General features: G+C 73.6%; 17 protein-coding genes. 2 read left to right on the top strand and 15 right to left on the bottom strand.

The annotated features are described in order from the left end of the window. The 4 genes from FBY24_RS05655 to FBY24_RS05640 form a co-directional block, all read right to left on the bottom strand. Complete coding sequence (locus tag FBY24_RS05655; RefSeq protein ID WP_142158815.1) at positions 1-879, bottom strand: ABC transporter permease; 879 nt, start codon at positions 877-879, stop codon at positions 1-3. After that, positions 876-1,748 (bottom strand): ABC transporter ATP-binding protein, encoded by an 873-nt coding sequence (locus tag FBY24_RS05650; protein ID WP_255432246.1) that lies wholly within the window; start codon positions 1,746-1,748, stop codon positions 876-878. Before FBY24_RS05650 ends, FBY24_RS05655 begins: the two co-directional genes overlap by 4 nt. Before the next feature lie 63 nt (positions 1,749-1,811). Then, positions 1,812-3,008: a TIGR04053 family radical SAM/SPASM domain-containing protein gene (locus FBY24_RS05645; RefSeq protein WP_142158813.1), complete on the bottom strand. Its 1,197-nt coding sequence runs from the start codon at positions 3,006-3,008 to the stop codon at positions 1,812-1,814. Positions 3,009-3,070: 62 nt separating this feature from the next. After that, positions 3,071-3,496, bottom strand: coding sequence for a VOC family protein (locus FBY24_RS05640; protein ID WP_142158810.1), 426 nt, complete (start codon positions 3,494-3,496; stop codon positions 3,071-3,073). 173 nt (positions 3,497-3,669) lie between these two features. Between FBY24_RS05640 and FBY24_RS05635 the strand changes: the two genes are divergently transcribed. Continuing rightward, positions 3,670-3,849 carry a hypothetical protein gene (locus FBY24_RS05635; protein ID WP_370510971.1) on the top strand — a complete coding sequence of 60 codons (180 nt, stop codon included), beginning with the start codon at positions 3,670-3,672 and terminating at the stop codon, positions 3,847-3,849. A gap of 157 nt (positions 3,850-4,006) precedes the next feature. Here FBY24_RS05635 and FBY24_RS05630 read toward each other — a convergent pair whose 3' ends face one another. Further along, positions 4,007-4,975, bottom strand: coding sequence for an ADP-ribosylglycohydrolase family protein (locus tag FBY24_RS05630; protein WP_255432245.1), 969 nt, complete (start codon positions 4,973-4,975; stop codon positions 4,007-4,009). Between the two features lie 274 nt (positions 4,976-5,249). Here FBY24_RS05630 and FBY24_RS05625 point away from each other — a divergent pair, with 274 nt between their 5' ends. Beyond that, complete coding sequence (locus tag FBY24_RS05625; protein WP_142158805.1) at positions 5,250-6,023, top strand: EI24 domain-containing protein; 774 nt, start codon at positions 5,250-5,252, stop codon at positions 6,021-6,023. A gap of 63 nt (positions 6,024-6,086) precedes the next feature. Here FBY24_RS05625 and FBY24_RS05620 read toward each other — a convergent pair whose 3' ends face one another. The 10 genes from FBY24_RS05620 to FBY24_RS19390 all read right to left on the bottom strand — a co-directional run bounded on the left by FBY24_RS05620 (position 6,087) and on the right by FBY24_RS19390 (position 12,870). Beyond that, positions 6,087-6,980, bottom strand: coding sequence for a hypothetical protein (locus FBY24_RS05620; RefSeq protein WP_255432244.1), 894 nt, complete (start codon positions 6,978-6,980; stop codon positions 6,087-6,089). Beyond that, a complete protein-coding gene (locus FBY24_RS05615) occupies positions 6,977-7,588 on the bottom strand; it encodes a DUF6318 family protein (RefSeq protein ID WP_142158803.1) in 612 nt (203 codons plus the stop codon). The genes FBY24_RS05620 and FBY24_RS05615 overlap by 4 nt, the downstream gene beginning before the upstream one ends. Before the next feature lie 147 nt (positions 7,589-7,735). Beyond that, entirely contained in the window at positions 7,736-8,071 is a 336-nt protein-coding gene (locus FBY24_RS05610; protein ID WP_142158801.1) for a hypothetical protein, read from the bottom strand. Further along, positions 8,056-8,505, bottom strand: a complete 450-nt coding sequence (locus tag FBY24_RS05605) for a hypothetical protein (protein WP_142158799.1) — start codon at positions 8,503-8,505, stop codon at positions 8,056-8,058. Before FBY24_RS05605 ends, FBY24_RS05610 begins: the two co-directional genes overlap by 16 nt. Next, complete coding sequence (locus FBY24_RS05600; protein WP_142158797.1) at positions 8,502-9,509, bottom strand: hypothetical protein; 1,008 nt, start codon at positions 9,507-9,509, stop codon at positions 8,502-8,504. Before FBY24_RS05600 ends, FBY24_RS05605 begins: the two co-directional genes overlap by 4 nt. Before the next feature lie 115 nt (positions 9,510-9,624). Then, positions 9,625-10,089, bottom strand: a complete 465-nt coding sequence (locus FBY24_RS05595; RefSeq protein ID WP_142158795.1) for a hemerythrin domain-containing protein — start codon at positions 10,087-10,089, stop codon at positions 9,625-9,627. A gap of 12 nt (positions 10,090-10,101) precedes the next feature. Further along, positions 10,102-10,656, bottom strand: a complete 555-nt coding sequence (locus FBY24_RS05590; RefSeq protein ID WP_142158793.1) for a GNAT family N-acetyltransferase — start codon at positions 10,654-10,656, stop codon at positions 10,102-10,104. Positions 10,657-10,715: 59 nt separating this feature from the next. After that, positions 10,716-11,603, bottom strand: a complete 888-nt coding sequence (locus FBY24_RS05585; RefSeq protein ID WP_255432243.1) for a PKD domain-containing protein — start codon at positions 11,601-11,603, stop codon at positions 10,716-10,718. Continuing rightward, positions 11,600-12,166: a DUF6318 family protein gene (locus FBY24_RS05580; protein ID WP_142158791.1), complete on the bottom strand. Its 567-nt coding sequence runs from the start codon at positions 12,164-12,166 to the stop codon at positions 11,600-11,602. Before FBY24_RS05580 ends, FBY24_RS05585 begins: the two co-directional genes overlap by 4 nt. A gap of 254 nt (positions 12,167-12,420) precedes the next feature. Next, entirely contained in the window at positions 12,421-12,870 is a 450-nt protein-coding gene (locus FBY24_RS19390) for an excalibur calcium-binding domain-containing protein (RefSeq protein WP_255432242.1), read from the bottom strand. Positions 12,871-13,155: the final 285 nt, after the last annotated feature.

Below are 13,155 nucleotides of genomic sequence, written 5' to 3'. Positions count from 1 at the left end.
TCAGGCCGTCCGCTGCAGGTGCGCCTGCAGGCGCGCGGCCAGCGACGACGCGCTCTGCCGGGACGTGATGCGGCGCAGCACGAGCGGGGCGACGACGAGGCCGGCCACGGCCCACGCGCCGAGCACCAGCACGGCCAGGCCGGGCTCCCAGGTGCCGCCGATCTCCAGCGCCTCCGCGCCCGGGGGCAGGCTCGTCCCGCGGATCCCGTGCGCCAGCCAGTAGAGCGGGAACACCTGCACGACGTCCTGGGCCCAGCCCGGCAGCCACGTGGGCGGCGCGAACACCCCCGAGACGAAGGCCAGCGCCACCACCGGGGCGACGCCGAACGGCACGACCCGGGACGGGCGCCCGGCCAGCGCACCCAGCACGACGCCGATCGGCAGCACCGCGAGCGTGCCGAGCAGCAGCCAGCCGACCAGGGCCAGCCAGCCGCCGGGTCCCTGGTGCATCGGGTCACCCAGCAGCAGCGGCCAGGGGGCGAGCAGGATCACCAGCATGGGCACGGCGCCGAGCGCCTGCGCGACGAGCATCCCGACGCTGTAGGTGACCGTGCCGTGCGGCGTGGCGCGCAGCCGCAGCACGGTCCCGTCCTCCACCTCGGTGGCCAGCGCGAACCCCGGTCCCATCGTCATGCCGAACATGATCGCCGAGGCCAGGATCCCGGGGAGCGCGAGGTTCGGCATGCTCACGCCGACGTCGCCGGGCATGACGTCGCGGTTGGCGACGAGGTAGACCAGGAGCGCGACGCCGATGACGACGTTCCAGCCGACGTCCTCGGGGGAGCGCAGCATGTGCCCGAACTCGGTCACGCCGCGGCGCAGGCCCAGCCGGACGGCGGGCGCCGCGGTGCGGCGAGCGGTGCCGTGCGCGGTGCTCATCGGTGCTCCTCCTGGTCGGACGCGTGGACGAGCGCGAGGTAGGCGTCCTCGAGCGTCGCGTGCCGGACCTCGATCTCCTCGACGTCGTCGGGGCCGGTGAGCAGCGCCCGGCTGAACGCGACGGGGTCGGTGGTGGCGTGCACGTGCCGCACGCCGCCGACGGTCCAGCGCACCTCGCTCGGGCCGGCGACGTCGCGGGCGAGCTGCTCGGGGCTGCCGTCGGCGACGAGCCGGCCGTCGACGAGCAGCAGGATCCGGTCGGCGACGGTCTCGGCCTCGGCGAGGTCGTGCGTGGTGAGCAGGACGGTGGCGCCGTCGTCGACGACCTCGTGCAGCAGCTCGTGGAACTCGCGGCGGGCGGCGGGGTCGAGGCCGGCGGTGGGCTCGTCGAGGAACAGCACCTCGGGGCGCCCGACGAGGCCGACGGCGACGTCGAGGCGGCGGCGCTGGCCGCCGGACAGGGTGCCCACGCGCTGCCCGGCGGCGGACTCCAGGCCCACGCGGGCGAGCAGCTCGTCGGTGGGGCGGGGGCGGGTCGCGCCGTACGGGCGGTAGGCGGCGCCGAGCTGGTCGAGCAGCGCGCGCACCCGCCACCGCTTGTGGTCCCGCCAGGACTGCAGCACCACGCCGACGCGCGCCCGCCAGGCCTCGTCGCCGTGCGCCGGGTCCGTGCCCAGCACCTCGACGGTGCCGGCGTCGCGGCGGCGGAAGCCCTCGAGGATCTCGACGGTGGTGGTCTTGCCCGCGCCGTTGGGGCCGAGGAGCGCGACGACCTCGCCCGTGCCGACGGTCAGCGCGAGGTCGTCGAGCACGCGCCGGCCGCCGTACGACATGCGCAGGCCGCTGGCGCGGATGGCTGGTCGCGTCATCGTCTCCATGTAGCAGGTCTACTACATATCGTCGTGCATCCGCTACAGGTGCACGGGAGGCGCTCAGGCCGAGAGGAGCTGGGCGACGTCCTCGGGGAACGGGAACGACCCCGGCACGTACCCGCACAGCGGGTCCTCGCCGTGGACGTCGCCGCCCGACGCGTACGCCCGTGACCGCGAGCCGCCGCACACCCGCCCGAACTCGCACGACCCGCACCGGCCCGTCAGGCGGGAGGAGTCGCGCAGGCCCGTGAACAGCGCGGACGTGCGGTAGATGTCGGGCAGCGGCTGCTCGCGCACGTCGCCCGCGGCCACCGGCAGGAACCCCGACGGGTGCACGGTGCCCACGTGCGAGACGAACACGAACCCGTACCCGGCGTTGACGTTGACGGGCGGTCGCCGCCGCCTGTCGCCCTCGCCCCACCCGAACGCCGCCGTCCGCTCCGTCAGCTCGGCGTACAGCTCGCCCAGCCCGAGCGCGGCCACGTGGTCCACGCCCCGCTCGGCCAGCACGGCGCGCTGCAGCGAGACGCGGCGGAAGTGGTGCCCCTCCGTCGTCTTGACCGGCAGGTGCGGGCCCAGGTCGTACAGGTAGTTCATGACGTCCTCGGCCTGCTGCGCGCTGAGCGCCCCCAGGTCCGTGCCGCGGCCCATCGGCACGAGCATGAACGCGCTCCACGTCATGGCGCCCTGCGCGCGCACCAGCGCCGCCAGGTCGGGCAGCTCGTGCACGGTCCGTGACGACATCGTCGAGTTGACCTGCACCTTCAGCCCCAGCTCGCGCGCCGTCGCCCAGGCCTGCACCGTCCGGTCGAACGTGCCCGGCACGCGGCGGAACCCGTCGTGCACGGCCGCGCTCGCGCCGTCCAGCGACAGCGACATCGCCGTGACGCCGGCCTCCTGCAGCCGCACGAGCGCCGCCCGGTCGAGCTTCGCGGTCCCGGACGGGGACACGGCCACCGCCAGGCCCATCTCGCGGCCGCGGCGCACCAGCTCGGCGAGGTCCTCACGCTCGAAGCAGTCGCCGCCGGTGATGACGAAGATCGGCGACGGGCGCCCGAACGACGCGACCTGCGCCATGAGGTCCGTCGCCTCGTCCGTCGTGAGCTCGCGCGGGTGCCGCAGCGGCTGAGCCTCGGCCCGGCAGTGCACGCACGACAGCGCGCACGCGCGGGTGGCCTCCCAGATGACGAGGAGCGGCCGGTCGGCCGGGTCGTGGCGGACGGTGCGGACGACGGGGCCGTGGGCGCTGCGCTGCATGCCTCCCGACACAACACCCGCCCGCCGCGCCACGGCCGGGACGCAGGTCCCGGACCTGCGCCTCAGTCGGCCGGCGCGGCTGCCACGCTCACCATCCACCCGGTGCCGAAGCGGTCGGTGCACATGCCGAACTCGTCGCCCCACGGGGCCGTGTCGAGCGGCATCACGTGCGTGCCGCCCTCGGCGAGCCGTGCGAACACCCCGTGCAGCCGCTCGGAGTCCTCGGGGCCGCCGCTCAGGGACACCGTGATCGACGACTCGCTCGGCAGGTCCGTCATGGACGACGGTGCGTCCGAGGCCATGAGCACGCCGCCGTCGGGCAGGCGCAGCTCGGAGTGCAGGATCTTGTCCGCGTCGGCCGGGTCGGTCGACATCCCCCCGTCGCCGAACGTGCGGAACGTGGGCTCGCCGCCCAGCACGGAGGCGTAGAACGTCATGGCCTCGCGTGCGGTGTCGCGGAAGCCGAGATAGGGGTTGAGCTGGACCATCGAGGTCTCCTCCGGGGCGACGGGCTGGTGGGGGACCGCGCGGAGGGCGACCCTGACGGGGTCGACCGGTGGCGGCGCGCGAACTCATCGGGGTGCTCGCGCTCGACAGCACATACCCCCGGGGGTATGGTGAACGCAAGCGACGACCCCTGGAGGACCCCATGTGCTACCCCGTGACCTGTGCGACCTGCGGCAAGACGACCTGGGACGGGTGCGGCCAGCACGTCGACTCGGTGCGTGCGCAGGTGCCGGCCGCCCAGTGGTGCGGCGGCCACGACGGTGCCACCGCGTCCGCCCCGCAGGCCGCCGCGCCCGCGCAGGGGTTCCTCGGCAAGCTCTTCGGCGGTCGCTGACCGCTCCACCCGCAGCGGCCAGGCCCCCGCAGGACCCGACGGCCGGCGCCCTCCGCGCACGCGAACCCCGACGCGTGCGTGTGACGCGCCGGCCGTCGCGCACCCGCTCGTCGTGCGACCTGCACGCGTGCACCGGGTCGTCGTGCGCGCCTGCCTGTCAGCCGCGCGGGGCCGCCAGCGCCGCCCCGCGGCGGGCGAGGTCGTCGCCCGTGAGCCCGGGCCACCCGTGCACCGGCGCCCCCAGCGCTGCCCGCACCGCCGTCGCCCCCGACCGTGCCCCCACCAGCGCGCCGGCGATCGCCGCGACCGTGTCGGCGTCCGCCCCGCCGCGCACCGCGCACTCCAGCGCGGACCGCACGTACCCCGGCCCGTGCCCGGGCGTGCGCACGACCGCCGACCACGCGGCGCCGAACGCCTCCACGACCCACCCGTTCGCGGCGAACGACGCCGGACCGCGCTGCTCGGCGTCCGCGATCCGTGCCTCCCACGCCGGGCGTCGGGAGGTCGGGACCAGCGCCAGGCCCACGCGGACGTCCGCCTCGCCGGTGAGCGCCGCGTGCCGGATCGCCGCGCACCACAGGACGCACGCGTCACCCGCCTCCGGGTCGTGGTGCGTCAGCGCGCTCACCGCCCGTGCGGCCTCGACCATCGCGTCCACGTCGTCAAGGTGCGCCAGCGCCACCGGCGCCGTCCGCATCAACGACCCGTTGCCGCCCGACCGCCCGAACCGCTCGTGCAGGGCGTCGGCCGCCGCGCGGGCCGCCCCCGCCGTCGGGTCGTCCACGCACGCGTCGAGCACCCGCCGCGTCTGGGCGCCGACGTCGGCCGCGCTCCGCGACCAGTCGACCCACCGGCCCACGAGTGCGTCGAGCCGGTCCACCAGCCGCACCCCGTCGCGCGCCGCGTCCTCGGCGGTCTCCAGCACGGCGACCGCCATCTGCGTGTCGTCCGTCCACTCGCCCGGCGCCCACCCGAAGGCGCCGCCGCCCACGAGGTCCACCGGCTCGTCGCCCCCGAGCGGCGGTCCGAACTCGTACGGCGCACCCAGCGCGTCGCCGAACGCCTGCCCCAGCAGCACCCCTGCCGCCCGGTCCGCGACCTCTTCCGACCACACGATCCTGTCCACGGCGCGACACCGTAACGCCTGCCCCGGCAGGCCCCATGTTCCACGTGGAACAAAGGTGCTGGTCAGGGGCGTGATGTGGTGAAGCTGCCGGTCAGCGCGCGCCGCGGGGCCCTCGTCGCAGTGGAGGACCGACCCGGCGAAGCCCCCTGGAGCCACGACGGCAGCGCACCCGGCGGCGCCGCGCGGGAGGTGCCAGCGGTGGTTCTCGTGCCTGCCAGCGGGTGCACGGACGCTGCGGCGGCGCGCGGCGGACAGGCGTCGTACGCTCCGGGCGATGAACGAGATCCTCGACGGCGCCCGGATGCTCCTGGGCGGGTGGTCCTTCTGGCGGCGGCGGCCCAGCACCATGGCGCTCGGTCTCATCCCCGCCGCGATCGTCGGCCTGCTCGTCGTGGCCGCCGTCGGCACCCTCGTGCTCAACCTCGGGCCGATCGGCGACTGGCTCACCCCGTTCGCCGACGACTGGACGCCCTTCTGGGAGCGGGTCGCCGAGATCGCCGCGCAGGCCGTGGTGCTCGCCGCGGCCGTCGTGCTCGTCGTCGTGACCTTCACCGCCCTGACCCTCACCGTCGGCGAGCCCTTCTACGACCGCATCTGGCGTGCCGTCGAGCTCGACGCCACCGGGAGCGTCCCCGCAGGTGACACAGGGTTCTGGCGGGGTGCCGTCGACGGGTTCACGCTGCTCGCGCGCGGTCTGCTCGTCGCGCTGGTCGCCGGCCTCCTCGGTGTGCTGCCGCTGATCGGCACCGTCCTCGGCTGGGTCGCCGGCGTGACGCTCACCGGGTGGGTGCTGGCGCACGAGCTCACCTCACGCGCGCTCGTCTCCCGCGGCCTCGACCGCCGCACCCGCAACCACCTCCTGCGCCGGAACCGCAAGCTGGCACTCGGCTTCGGCGCCGCCACCCAGCTGTGCTTCCTCGTCCCCGGCGGCGCGGTCGCGACCATGCCCGCCGCCGTCGCCGGCGCGACCCTGCTCGCACACCGCCTCATCGGCGCTACCCCCGCCGCTGGCAGCGCCCAGCCTCTCGGCGTGACCGTCGAACGCTGACATGTCAGCGGGCGCAGCGTCGACGCTGCCCGGTTGCGAACGCGTCTGCGCAGGTCAGGGGCGTCAGCAGTCCGGTGGGCGTGGTGTGGCGGAGCAGAGCTGGGCGACGAGCCGGCTGGTGCGTTCCTCGATGGTGAACGGGGTGCTGGTCGTGGTGGTCTGGGCGGTGCCGTCGACGTCGCGCCACTGGGTGGTGCCCTCGATGAGGTAGCGGCCGGACCAGGTGGTCGTCAGCGTGATTGACGTGGTGCCGGGGGAGCCGTAGACGTGGGCGGTGTCGTGGTCGGGCCAGGCGTGCCCCGGGCTGGTGGTCACGAGCGGTGCGGTGCCGTCGCCGAAGTCGTAGGTGAAGGTGGTGGGCGTGGCTTCGACCTGGATGTCGTAGCCGAGCAGGTTCGTCGTCAGGGTTGCTGGTGTGGGGTCGGTCATCACGACCGTCTCCTTGTTGACCAGCACCCATCCCCGGTCCGGCTGCAGCGTGAGGACCGGGGCGGGGATGGGGAGTCGGCGGAAGTCCTCGGCGGTGAGTTCGGGTAGCAGGTCGGCCCCGCACCCGCCGACGTCGATCTGCACCCAGTTCCCCCACGGCGAGGCAGGTGTCGCGCGCTCGCGCCGCCACATGGGCAGCACGATCGAGTCCCCCTCGCACGCGGCCTGACCTGCGGCATCGATCCCGGCTGGGCATGTCCCGTCGGGGTTCCCGATGACCCACATCCCCGCTGCCTCACGGCACGCCACGGTCCGCATGTACTCGAACAACCGCTCGCCAGCCGGGATCGTCTCATTGCGCCGCGCGTCCCCCTCCGTCTCCCGTACGTGCAGCGAGACAGCACGGTGGTCATCGGAGACGTCGCCGTAGGACTCGAACTCTCCACCGGCTGCGCTCGTCGCTACACCGAGGAGAGCGGCCAGCGAGAGGCTTGCCGCCACGATGCCCCGACGCAGGTGCGACGTCATCCGTCCACTCGGGTCACGTCGACCTCGCGGACGACCCATCCGTCACGCCACCACAGAGCAAAGTACATCGAGTACTCGCCGAATTCGCCGCTCGGCTCCCTATCGCCGTTCTCTTGAACGATGTATGAGGTGCCCTGGGTGAGTTCAATGGTGGCCGAGTAGGAGTCCTGTGCGCTGATCTCCACGCCCTTGGAAGCTATGACGGAAACTTCGGACCCACTGCCCCTGTTGCCCTCTGCGAAGATCTGCTCGACGTCGTTAATGACGTTGTTGCAGAACTGGCAATCGTCCGCAGACATCTCCTTCCACTCGGCAAGATCGCCGGTGGCATGAAGGTACGGGTACAGCTGAAGGAAGTAGCTGGCGGCGGCGGCGGCGCCGTCCGCGCTGGGCGTCGCCATCGCCTCGGGGCGCTCGGGCGCCACCGTGGTGGCATCTGAGGGCTCAGCGGTCGACGTCGCCGTCTCTGTCGGCGCCTGGCTCGCCGCCGCGGTGGTCGCGGCGGGCGGGGTCGTGGTGCTGGGGGAGCAGGCGGTGAGCGCGGCGAGGAGCAGGGCTGCGGCGGGCACGAGGGCGCGCGGTCGTCGTCGGCTTCCGTCGGCTCGCATGCCGGGAACGTACCGGTTCGCCCGCGCCCTGCAGCAGCCTGGAGCCGATCTGTGGACGGTGAGCGCGTGGAGTTCACCGGTACGGGCGACTCTTGAGGTCTGCCCGTGATGCCGTCGCTCGTCGATCGGCACGCGTCGGCGCGCGCGTCAGGTGAGCGGGGCCGGTACGACGGCCAGCGCCAGGGCCCGCACGCGTGCCTGCACGGCGGGGTCGGGGCTCGCGCTCATCGCGCCCCGTCCGCCGGGCGCGGCGAAGAACTGGTGAAGCACGTGCGCGGCGTCACGGGCGCCCGACCCGGTCGGCCAGTCGTCGCGGCCGAGCTCGGCCTGGCGTGCGGTCTCGAGCAGCCGCCACACGTCCAGCGCATCGCGGGGAGCGAACCGCCCGCGGTACGCGTAGGCCTTGAGGATCAGCGCCGCACACACGTCGGGGAGTGCGACGGAGAACGTCGTCGTCTCACCTGTGGTCAGCGTCGCCTGCACCTCGATGAGGGTCGGTTCGAGGCGGAGGGCCTCCAAGAGCCCCGGCACCTCGTCGACGTAGAGCGATCCGTGCCGCTGGTTGGTGACCAGCCGACTTCCCATGATGGCCCGAGGACATCGATGACGAGGGTGCGACCGCCGGTGCGCCGTCGGAAACGGTTCGACTCCACCGGCGCGTAGCCGTGCGCCAGCAGCGCACCGGGAAGCCGGTCGTCGGAGAGGACCTCGAAAAGCACCCCCATGTCCGCGTCGGCGGTGTCGCGGTCGGGCACGCCCGGACCGACGCCGTGATGGTGGACGAGCAAGGAGATGGCGATGCCCCCGATGAGGCGGTACTCCGCCCCGAGTTCGTGGGCGACGGCCGAGACGTCGGCCGCGGCCAGCCACGCTGCGTCCGTCGCTGCGGACATCGAGCTCAGGACCAGCGGGCTCATGCTGACGCCGCCTCCTCGCGCAGCGACGCCGCGAGGTGGGTGGCCGCGTCGGTGGCGTCGTGCTGCTTGAGATCGAGCCAGACGCGCCACGGGTCCGAGACGCGCATGCCGGCGACCTCGCGCGCGCGGCTGAGCGTGTACGGGTCGGCGGGGACGGCGATGACGACGTTGGCGGACGCTGACGGCGCGGGGGTCAGTCCCAGCGGGGTGAGGTCGGGGATCGATCGTGCCCACACGCGCACGGTGCGGGGCCGGGCCCAGGGCGCGAGGCGATCGGCCGCGACGTCGCCGGTCACGGCGTGGTCGACGTGGAGCGACGCCAGGTACGAGGCGATTGCCTCGGCTGCCGGCACCGGTGCGTCCAGCGTCAGCCACGAGAACGTGACGCGGGGGGACGTGGGGTAGTGCTCGACGAGCCAGTCGGCGAGGCCGTCTTCCGCGTGCCACCCTGACGGGTCCCGGCGCACGAGGGAGCCCCATCCGGAGATCGCCTGGGCGATCCGCGGCTGCGACACACCGACGCGTGCGGCCAGGTCTGCCTGCGTCGGTGCGGGCGCTGCGAGGAGCTGGAGGGCGGCCTCGAACGTCGCCCACGGCACCCGCCCGCTCGGGCGTCGTGGCACGCGTGTGGTCGCGGTCTCGATCGGGTGGATGGAGCCGTCCGCGCCGACCAGCACTCCCCGGAGGGGGGCGCCGGACGGGTCGACGACGAGCATCGAGATGCCGAGGCGCTGCGCCACGGTGAGCGCCGAAGACCCTGCGGAGGGGGCGACGATGAGGGCACGTGCAGGGGGCGCCGCTTCCGGGCCCTGGTGCCACGACGCGTGGATGGTGAGCACGTCCTGACGGTTCGGTGCGCGCCCGAACCGGTGGACGACGTACTCCGTGCTCGGGAGCGTCTCGCCGCTGAGGCGGACGTGCCCGCCCTTCGCCCCGGGGGTCGACGAGGCCAGCACGATGCCGTGACCCGAGGCCAGGTCTGCCCACGGTTCCCTGATAAGCATTCCTGACCTCCAGCCGCTAATGCTTATATCGTAGCCCTGCGCATCGTCCCGCCGGTGGCGCTCGCCGGCACAGGAGCGGGACCTGACCAGACGAGCGCAGGTGCGATCGGTCGCGCTATGCGAGAGGGCCGAGCATCTGCTGCGGGTCGTGCGTGCTGGCGAGGGTGGCCAGCGGGTCGAGCAGGCGCTTCTCCTCGTACCGGAAGTGCGTCTCCATCACGGCCTCGATGCCGTCGAGGTGACGGTGCAGGGTGGCGGTGTCGTGGTCGGCGTCGACGGCGCGCTGCAGCTCGCCCAGCAGGTGGGCGAGCATGTGGTGGTCGCGGGTCAGCTCGCGCAGGACGTCGGCGAGGTCGTGGCGCGCGGCCAGGATCTCGGGGAACATCGTGTCGTCCTCGCGGCGGTGGTGGCCGTCGAGCGCGGTGCAGAAGCCCGTGCAGAACAGGCGGAGGTCCGCGGACCGGGGTCCGTCCTCGTCGATCGCGTCGCGCGCGATCTGCAGGCTCTGGCGGAGCCGGGTGTGGACGGCGCGGAGCTCGCGGTCCCAGGCGATCAGGCGGGTCGTGTCGTGTTTCGGCATGTGGTCCCGACGCTAGCCCCGTGAGCCGACGGCGAGAAGGGCGGTCGGGACGAGGTAGCGGCGGAGGGGTCGGTTGTCGTGCCTGTCGATCACGTCCTGCAGGACGCCGCCGCACCGCTCGATCGTGCGGGCCGACGCCACGTTGGTGTCGGCGCAGGTGACGAGCGCGCGGTCGATGCCCAGGTCCGCGCAGTGCGCGAGCCCCGCGCGCAGCAGCGCGGTCGCGTGCCCCTGGCGCCGGTAGGCGGGGCGGACCGCGTACCCGATGTGGCCGCCGTGCTGCGCGAGCCACGCGTTGAGCCGGTGCCGGACGCTCACTCGGCCGACAATGACGCCGTCGACGACCCCGACGAGGAACGTCGCCGGCACCCGCCCCGCCGGCAGGTCGGTGCCGCGCGCCTCGGCATCGAGCGCGGCGAGCTGCTCTGCGAAGGGTCGGCCCCCGTGCCCGGCGAGGAACTCGAAGCCGTCGGCGGCGAGCTCGCGCTCGGCCTCGCGGACCTGGTCCTCGTCCCCGGCGGTGAGCCGGCGGAGCTGCAGGGTCGAGGTGCGAGGCGTGACGGTCATGGCCGCAGCGTGCCGCTCCCGCACTGTCTGGCGCGAGCGGATTGCGCGCCTGCGGGGCGTCAGCAGTCCGGTGGGCGTGGTGTGGCGGAGCAGAGCTCGGCGACGAGGCGGCTGGTGCGCTCCTCGATCGTGAACGGGTCGCTGGTGGTGGTGGTCTGGGCGGTGCCGTCGACGTCGCGCCACTGGGTGGTGCCTTCGATGAGGTAGCGGCCGGACCAGGTGGTCGTCAGGGTGATCGAGACCGAGCCCGGAGCGCCGTAGACGTGGGCCGTGTCGTGGTCCGGCCAGGCGTGCCCGGGGCTGGTGGTGACCAGCGGGGCGGTGCCGTCGCCGAAGTCGTAGGTGTAGGTCGTCGGTGTCGCCTGGACCTGGATGTCGTAGCCGAGCAGGTTCGTCGTGAGGGTCGCCGGTGTGGGGTCGGTCATCACGACCGTCTCCTTGTTGACCAGCACCCACCCGCGGTCAGGCTGCAGCGTGAGCACCGGCGCGGGGATGGGGAGGCGTCGGAAGTCCTCGGCGGTGAGCTCGGGCAGCAGGTCCGCCCCGCACCCGCCGACGTCGATCTGCACCCAGTTACCCCACGCCGACGCGGGGGTCGCGCGCTCGCGCCGCCACATGGGCAGCACGATCGAGTCCCCCTCGCAGGCGGCGGCTCCGGCAGCGCCGACCCCTGGTGGGCAGGTCCCGTCGGGGTTGCCGATGACCCACATCCCCGCTGCCTCACGGCACGCCACGGTCCGCATGTACTCGAACAACCGCTCGCCAGCGGGGATCGCGCTGTTGCGCTTCGACGCAGCCTCCGACTCGCGGGCGTGCAGGTATGCGGACTGGTTGTCCTCTCCGACGACGCCTGAGACGTCGGGGAGTCCAGCGAGCGCTGGACTCGCCATGAGCGCGATCAGGGCGACGATCGAGGTGAATCCCAGCAGGGTGCGGGCTACCGTCACGGCTCGCGCTCGGTGACGTCCAGCGCCTCGATGGTCCAGCCATCGTCGTAGCTCAGCGCGTAAAGGAACCGGAACTCATCCGTCCCTCCGCCGCCGGCGTTGTCCTGAGAGACGTCGAGCGTGGCCGAGTACCAGCGTCCAGGGTCGATCTCGATCCCGCTCGCCGCGGTGACCTCCAGGAGGCCAGCCCCATCCTCATCCGAGGTGTCGTCGGCTCGCAGTGCGTTGCAGGTGATGCAGTCGTCCGCCACAAGGGTGTCCCACTCCTCGAAGTCTGACGTCGTGAACGCGTAGTTCGTCAGGCTGGTGAAGTAGGTGGCGGCGGCTGCCGCGCCGTCGGCGGTGGCGGAGTCCATCGCCACGGGGCGCTCGGGCGGGGTGGTGGCGTCCGGAGTCGGCTCGGCGGTCGGGCTGGTCGTCTCAGTCGGTGCTGGTGTCGTCGCGGCGGCGGTCGCTGCGGGCGGAATGGCGGTGCCGGGGGAGCAGGCGGTCAGCGCGCCGAGGAGCAGGGCTGCGGCGGGCACGAGGGCGCGCGGTCGTCGTCGGCTTCCGTCGGCTCGCATGCCGGGAACGTACCGGTTCGGCCCCTCTCCCCAGCAGCCTGGAGCCGATCTGTGGACGATGAGAACGCGGAGGTTCACCGGTATGGGCGACATCGCGCGGCCCGCCGAGCCAGGGGGCGTGCGCTCGCCGCAGTCTGACCCCAGGTAGAGGGGCCGCTCAAGCGCCGGTCCCGTCCGTCGTGCGCGTCGAGGTCACCACCGTCCCGCCAGGCTCTCCTCCGCGGCCGTACCGGGCTGGCCGATCACCGACGCGCTCACTCGCATCCGACGCCGTCGTCGTCGCGGTCGAGGTGGCTTGCATACCCGGGGTCGCCTGCGCGGACAGGTGCTGCGCCGGCCGCGCGCGCAGCGTCGCAGTTCTCGAAGTACACCGGGCCTGCGGCAGGGGGATCGTTCGGGCGCGAGGCCGCGGCTGCCGCCGCATCCACCTGTGCGGATCGCGCGACGAGTGCCGCTTCCGCGGTCGCGATCTCTGCAGCCCGCGCGTCAAGGTCGGCGGCGGCGCTCTCGAGCTCGGCCTGCCGGTCGTCGAGCTCGGCACTCCGCGCGTCAATGTCGAGCAGCGCCTCCTCCGCCGACTCCAGTGCCTCCTCAAGCGCGGCGATCTCAGCCTGCTTCTCGTCAAGCTGCGCGGCCAGCCGGACGCTCTCGTCCTGCGCTTGCGCGAGCTCTGACCTCCCCGCGCTCTCGGCCACGAGAACCATCCCTGTGTCCTCCCGGGCGTCTCCTGAGACGGCGCCCGCGCCGAGGAGCACGCCAAGAACGAGACCGGCGCATCCTGCCGCGACGACGACGCCACGCCTGTCTGTCTGCGGCGTGTCGAGCCACAGCTCCCAGCCGTCGGGTGCCGGTGGCCATGACGGGTCGGGGGCCCAACCGCGCGGCGGTGCCCATCCCTCGGGTGGCGTCGGCCAGCCGGGAGCGGGATTGAACCGTCGTGCCATCGAGATGCCCCCTCGTCGTCCGGGTACCAGTCCTATCCGGTCGTC

It is taken from the genome of Cellulomonas sp. SLBN-39, assembly GCF_006715865.1.
GTDB lineage: Bacteria > Actinomycetota > Actinomycetes > Actinomycetales > Cellulomonadaceae > Cellulomonas.
This window is presented reverse-complemented; position numbering and strand designations above follow the sequence as displayed.

What these genes read in the sequence shown, in the direction of transcription:
- FBY24_RS05595 (WP_142158795.1), bottom strand. Translation starts at nt 10,089, where the DNA reads ATGCCGAAACACGACACGACCCGCCTGATCGCCTGGGACCGCGAGCTC.
- FBY24_RS05580 (WP_142158791.1), bottom strand. Translation starts at nt 12,166, where the DNA reads ATGCGAGCCGACGGAAGCCGACGACGACCGCGCGCCCTCGTGCCCGCC.
- FBY24_RS05625 (WP_142158805.1), top strand. Translation starts at nt 5,250, where the DNA reads ATGAACGAGATCCTCGACGGCGCCCGGATGCTCCTGGGCGGGTGGTCC.
- FBY24_RS05615 (WP_142158803.1), bottom strand. Translation starts at nt 7,588, where the DNA reads ATGCGAGCCGACGGAAGCCGACGACGACCGCGCGCCCTCGTGCCCGCC.
- FBY24_RS05590 (WP_142158793.1), bottom strand. Translation starts at nt 10,656, where the DNA reads ATGACCGTCACGCCTCGCACCTCGACCCTGCAGCTCCGCCGGCTCACC.
- FBY24_RS05605 (WP_142158799.1), bottom strand. Translation starts at nt 8,505, where the DNA reads ATGAGCCCGCTGGTCCTGAGCTCGATGTCCGCAGCGACGGACGCAGCG.
- FBY24_RS05645 (WP_142158813.1), bottom strand. Translation starts at nt 3,008, where the DNA reads ATGCAGCGCAGCGCCCACGGCCCCGTCGTCCGCACCGTCCGCCACGAC.
- FBY24_RS05640 (WP_142158810.1), bottom strand. Translation starts at nt 3,496, where the DNA reads ATGGTCCAGCTCAACCCCTATCTCGGCTTCCGCGACACCGCACGCGAG.
- FBY24_RS19390 (WP_255432242.1), bottom strand. Translation starts at nt 12,870, where the DNA reads ATGGTTCTCGTGGCCGAGAGCGCGGGGAGGTCAGAGCTCGCGCAAGCG.
- FBY24_RS05600 (WP_142158797.1), bottom strand. Translation starts at nt 9,509, where the DNA reads ATGCTTATCAGGGAACCGTGGGCAGACCTGGCCTCGGGTCACGGCATC.
- FBY24_RS05655 (WP_142158815.1), bottom strand. Translation starts at nt 879, where the DNA reads ATGAGCACCGCGCACGGCACCGCTCGCCGCACCGCGGCGCCCGCCGTC.
- FBY24_RS05650 (WP_255432246.1), bottom strand. Translation starts at nt 1,748, where the DNA reads ATGACGCGACCAGCCATCCGCGCCAGCGGCCTGCGCATGTCGTACGGC.
- FBY24_RS05620 (WP_255432244.1), bottom strand. Translation starts at nt 6,980, where the DNA reads ATGACGTCGCACCTGCGTCGGGGCATCGTGGCGGCAAGCCTCTCGCTG.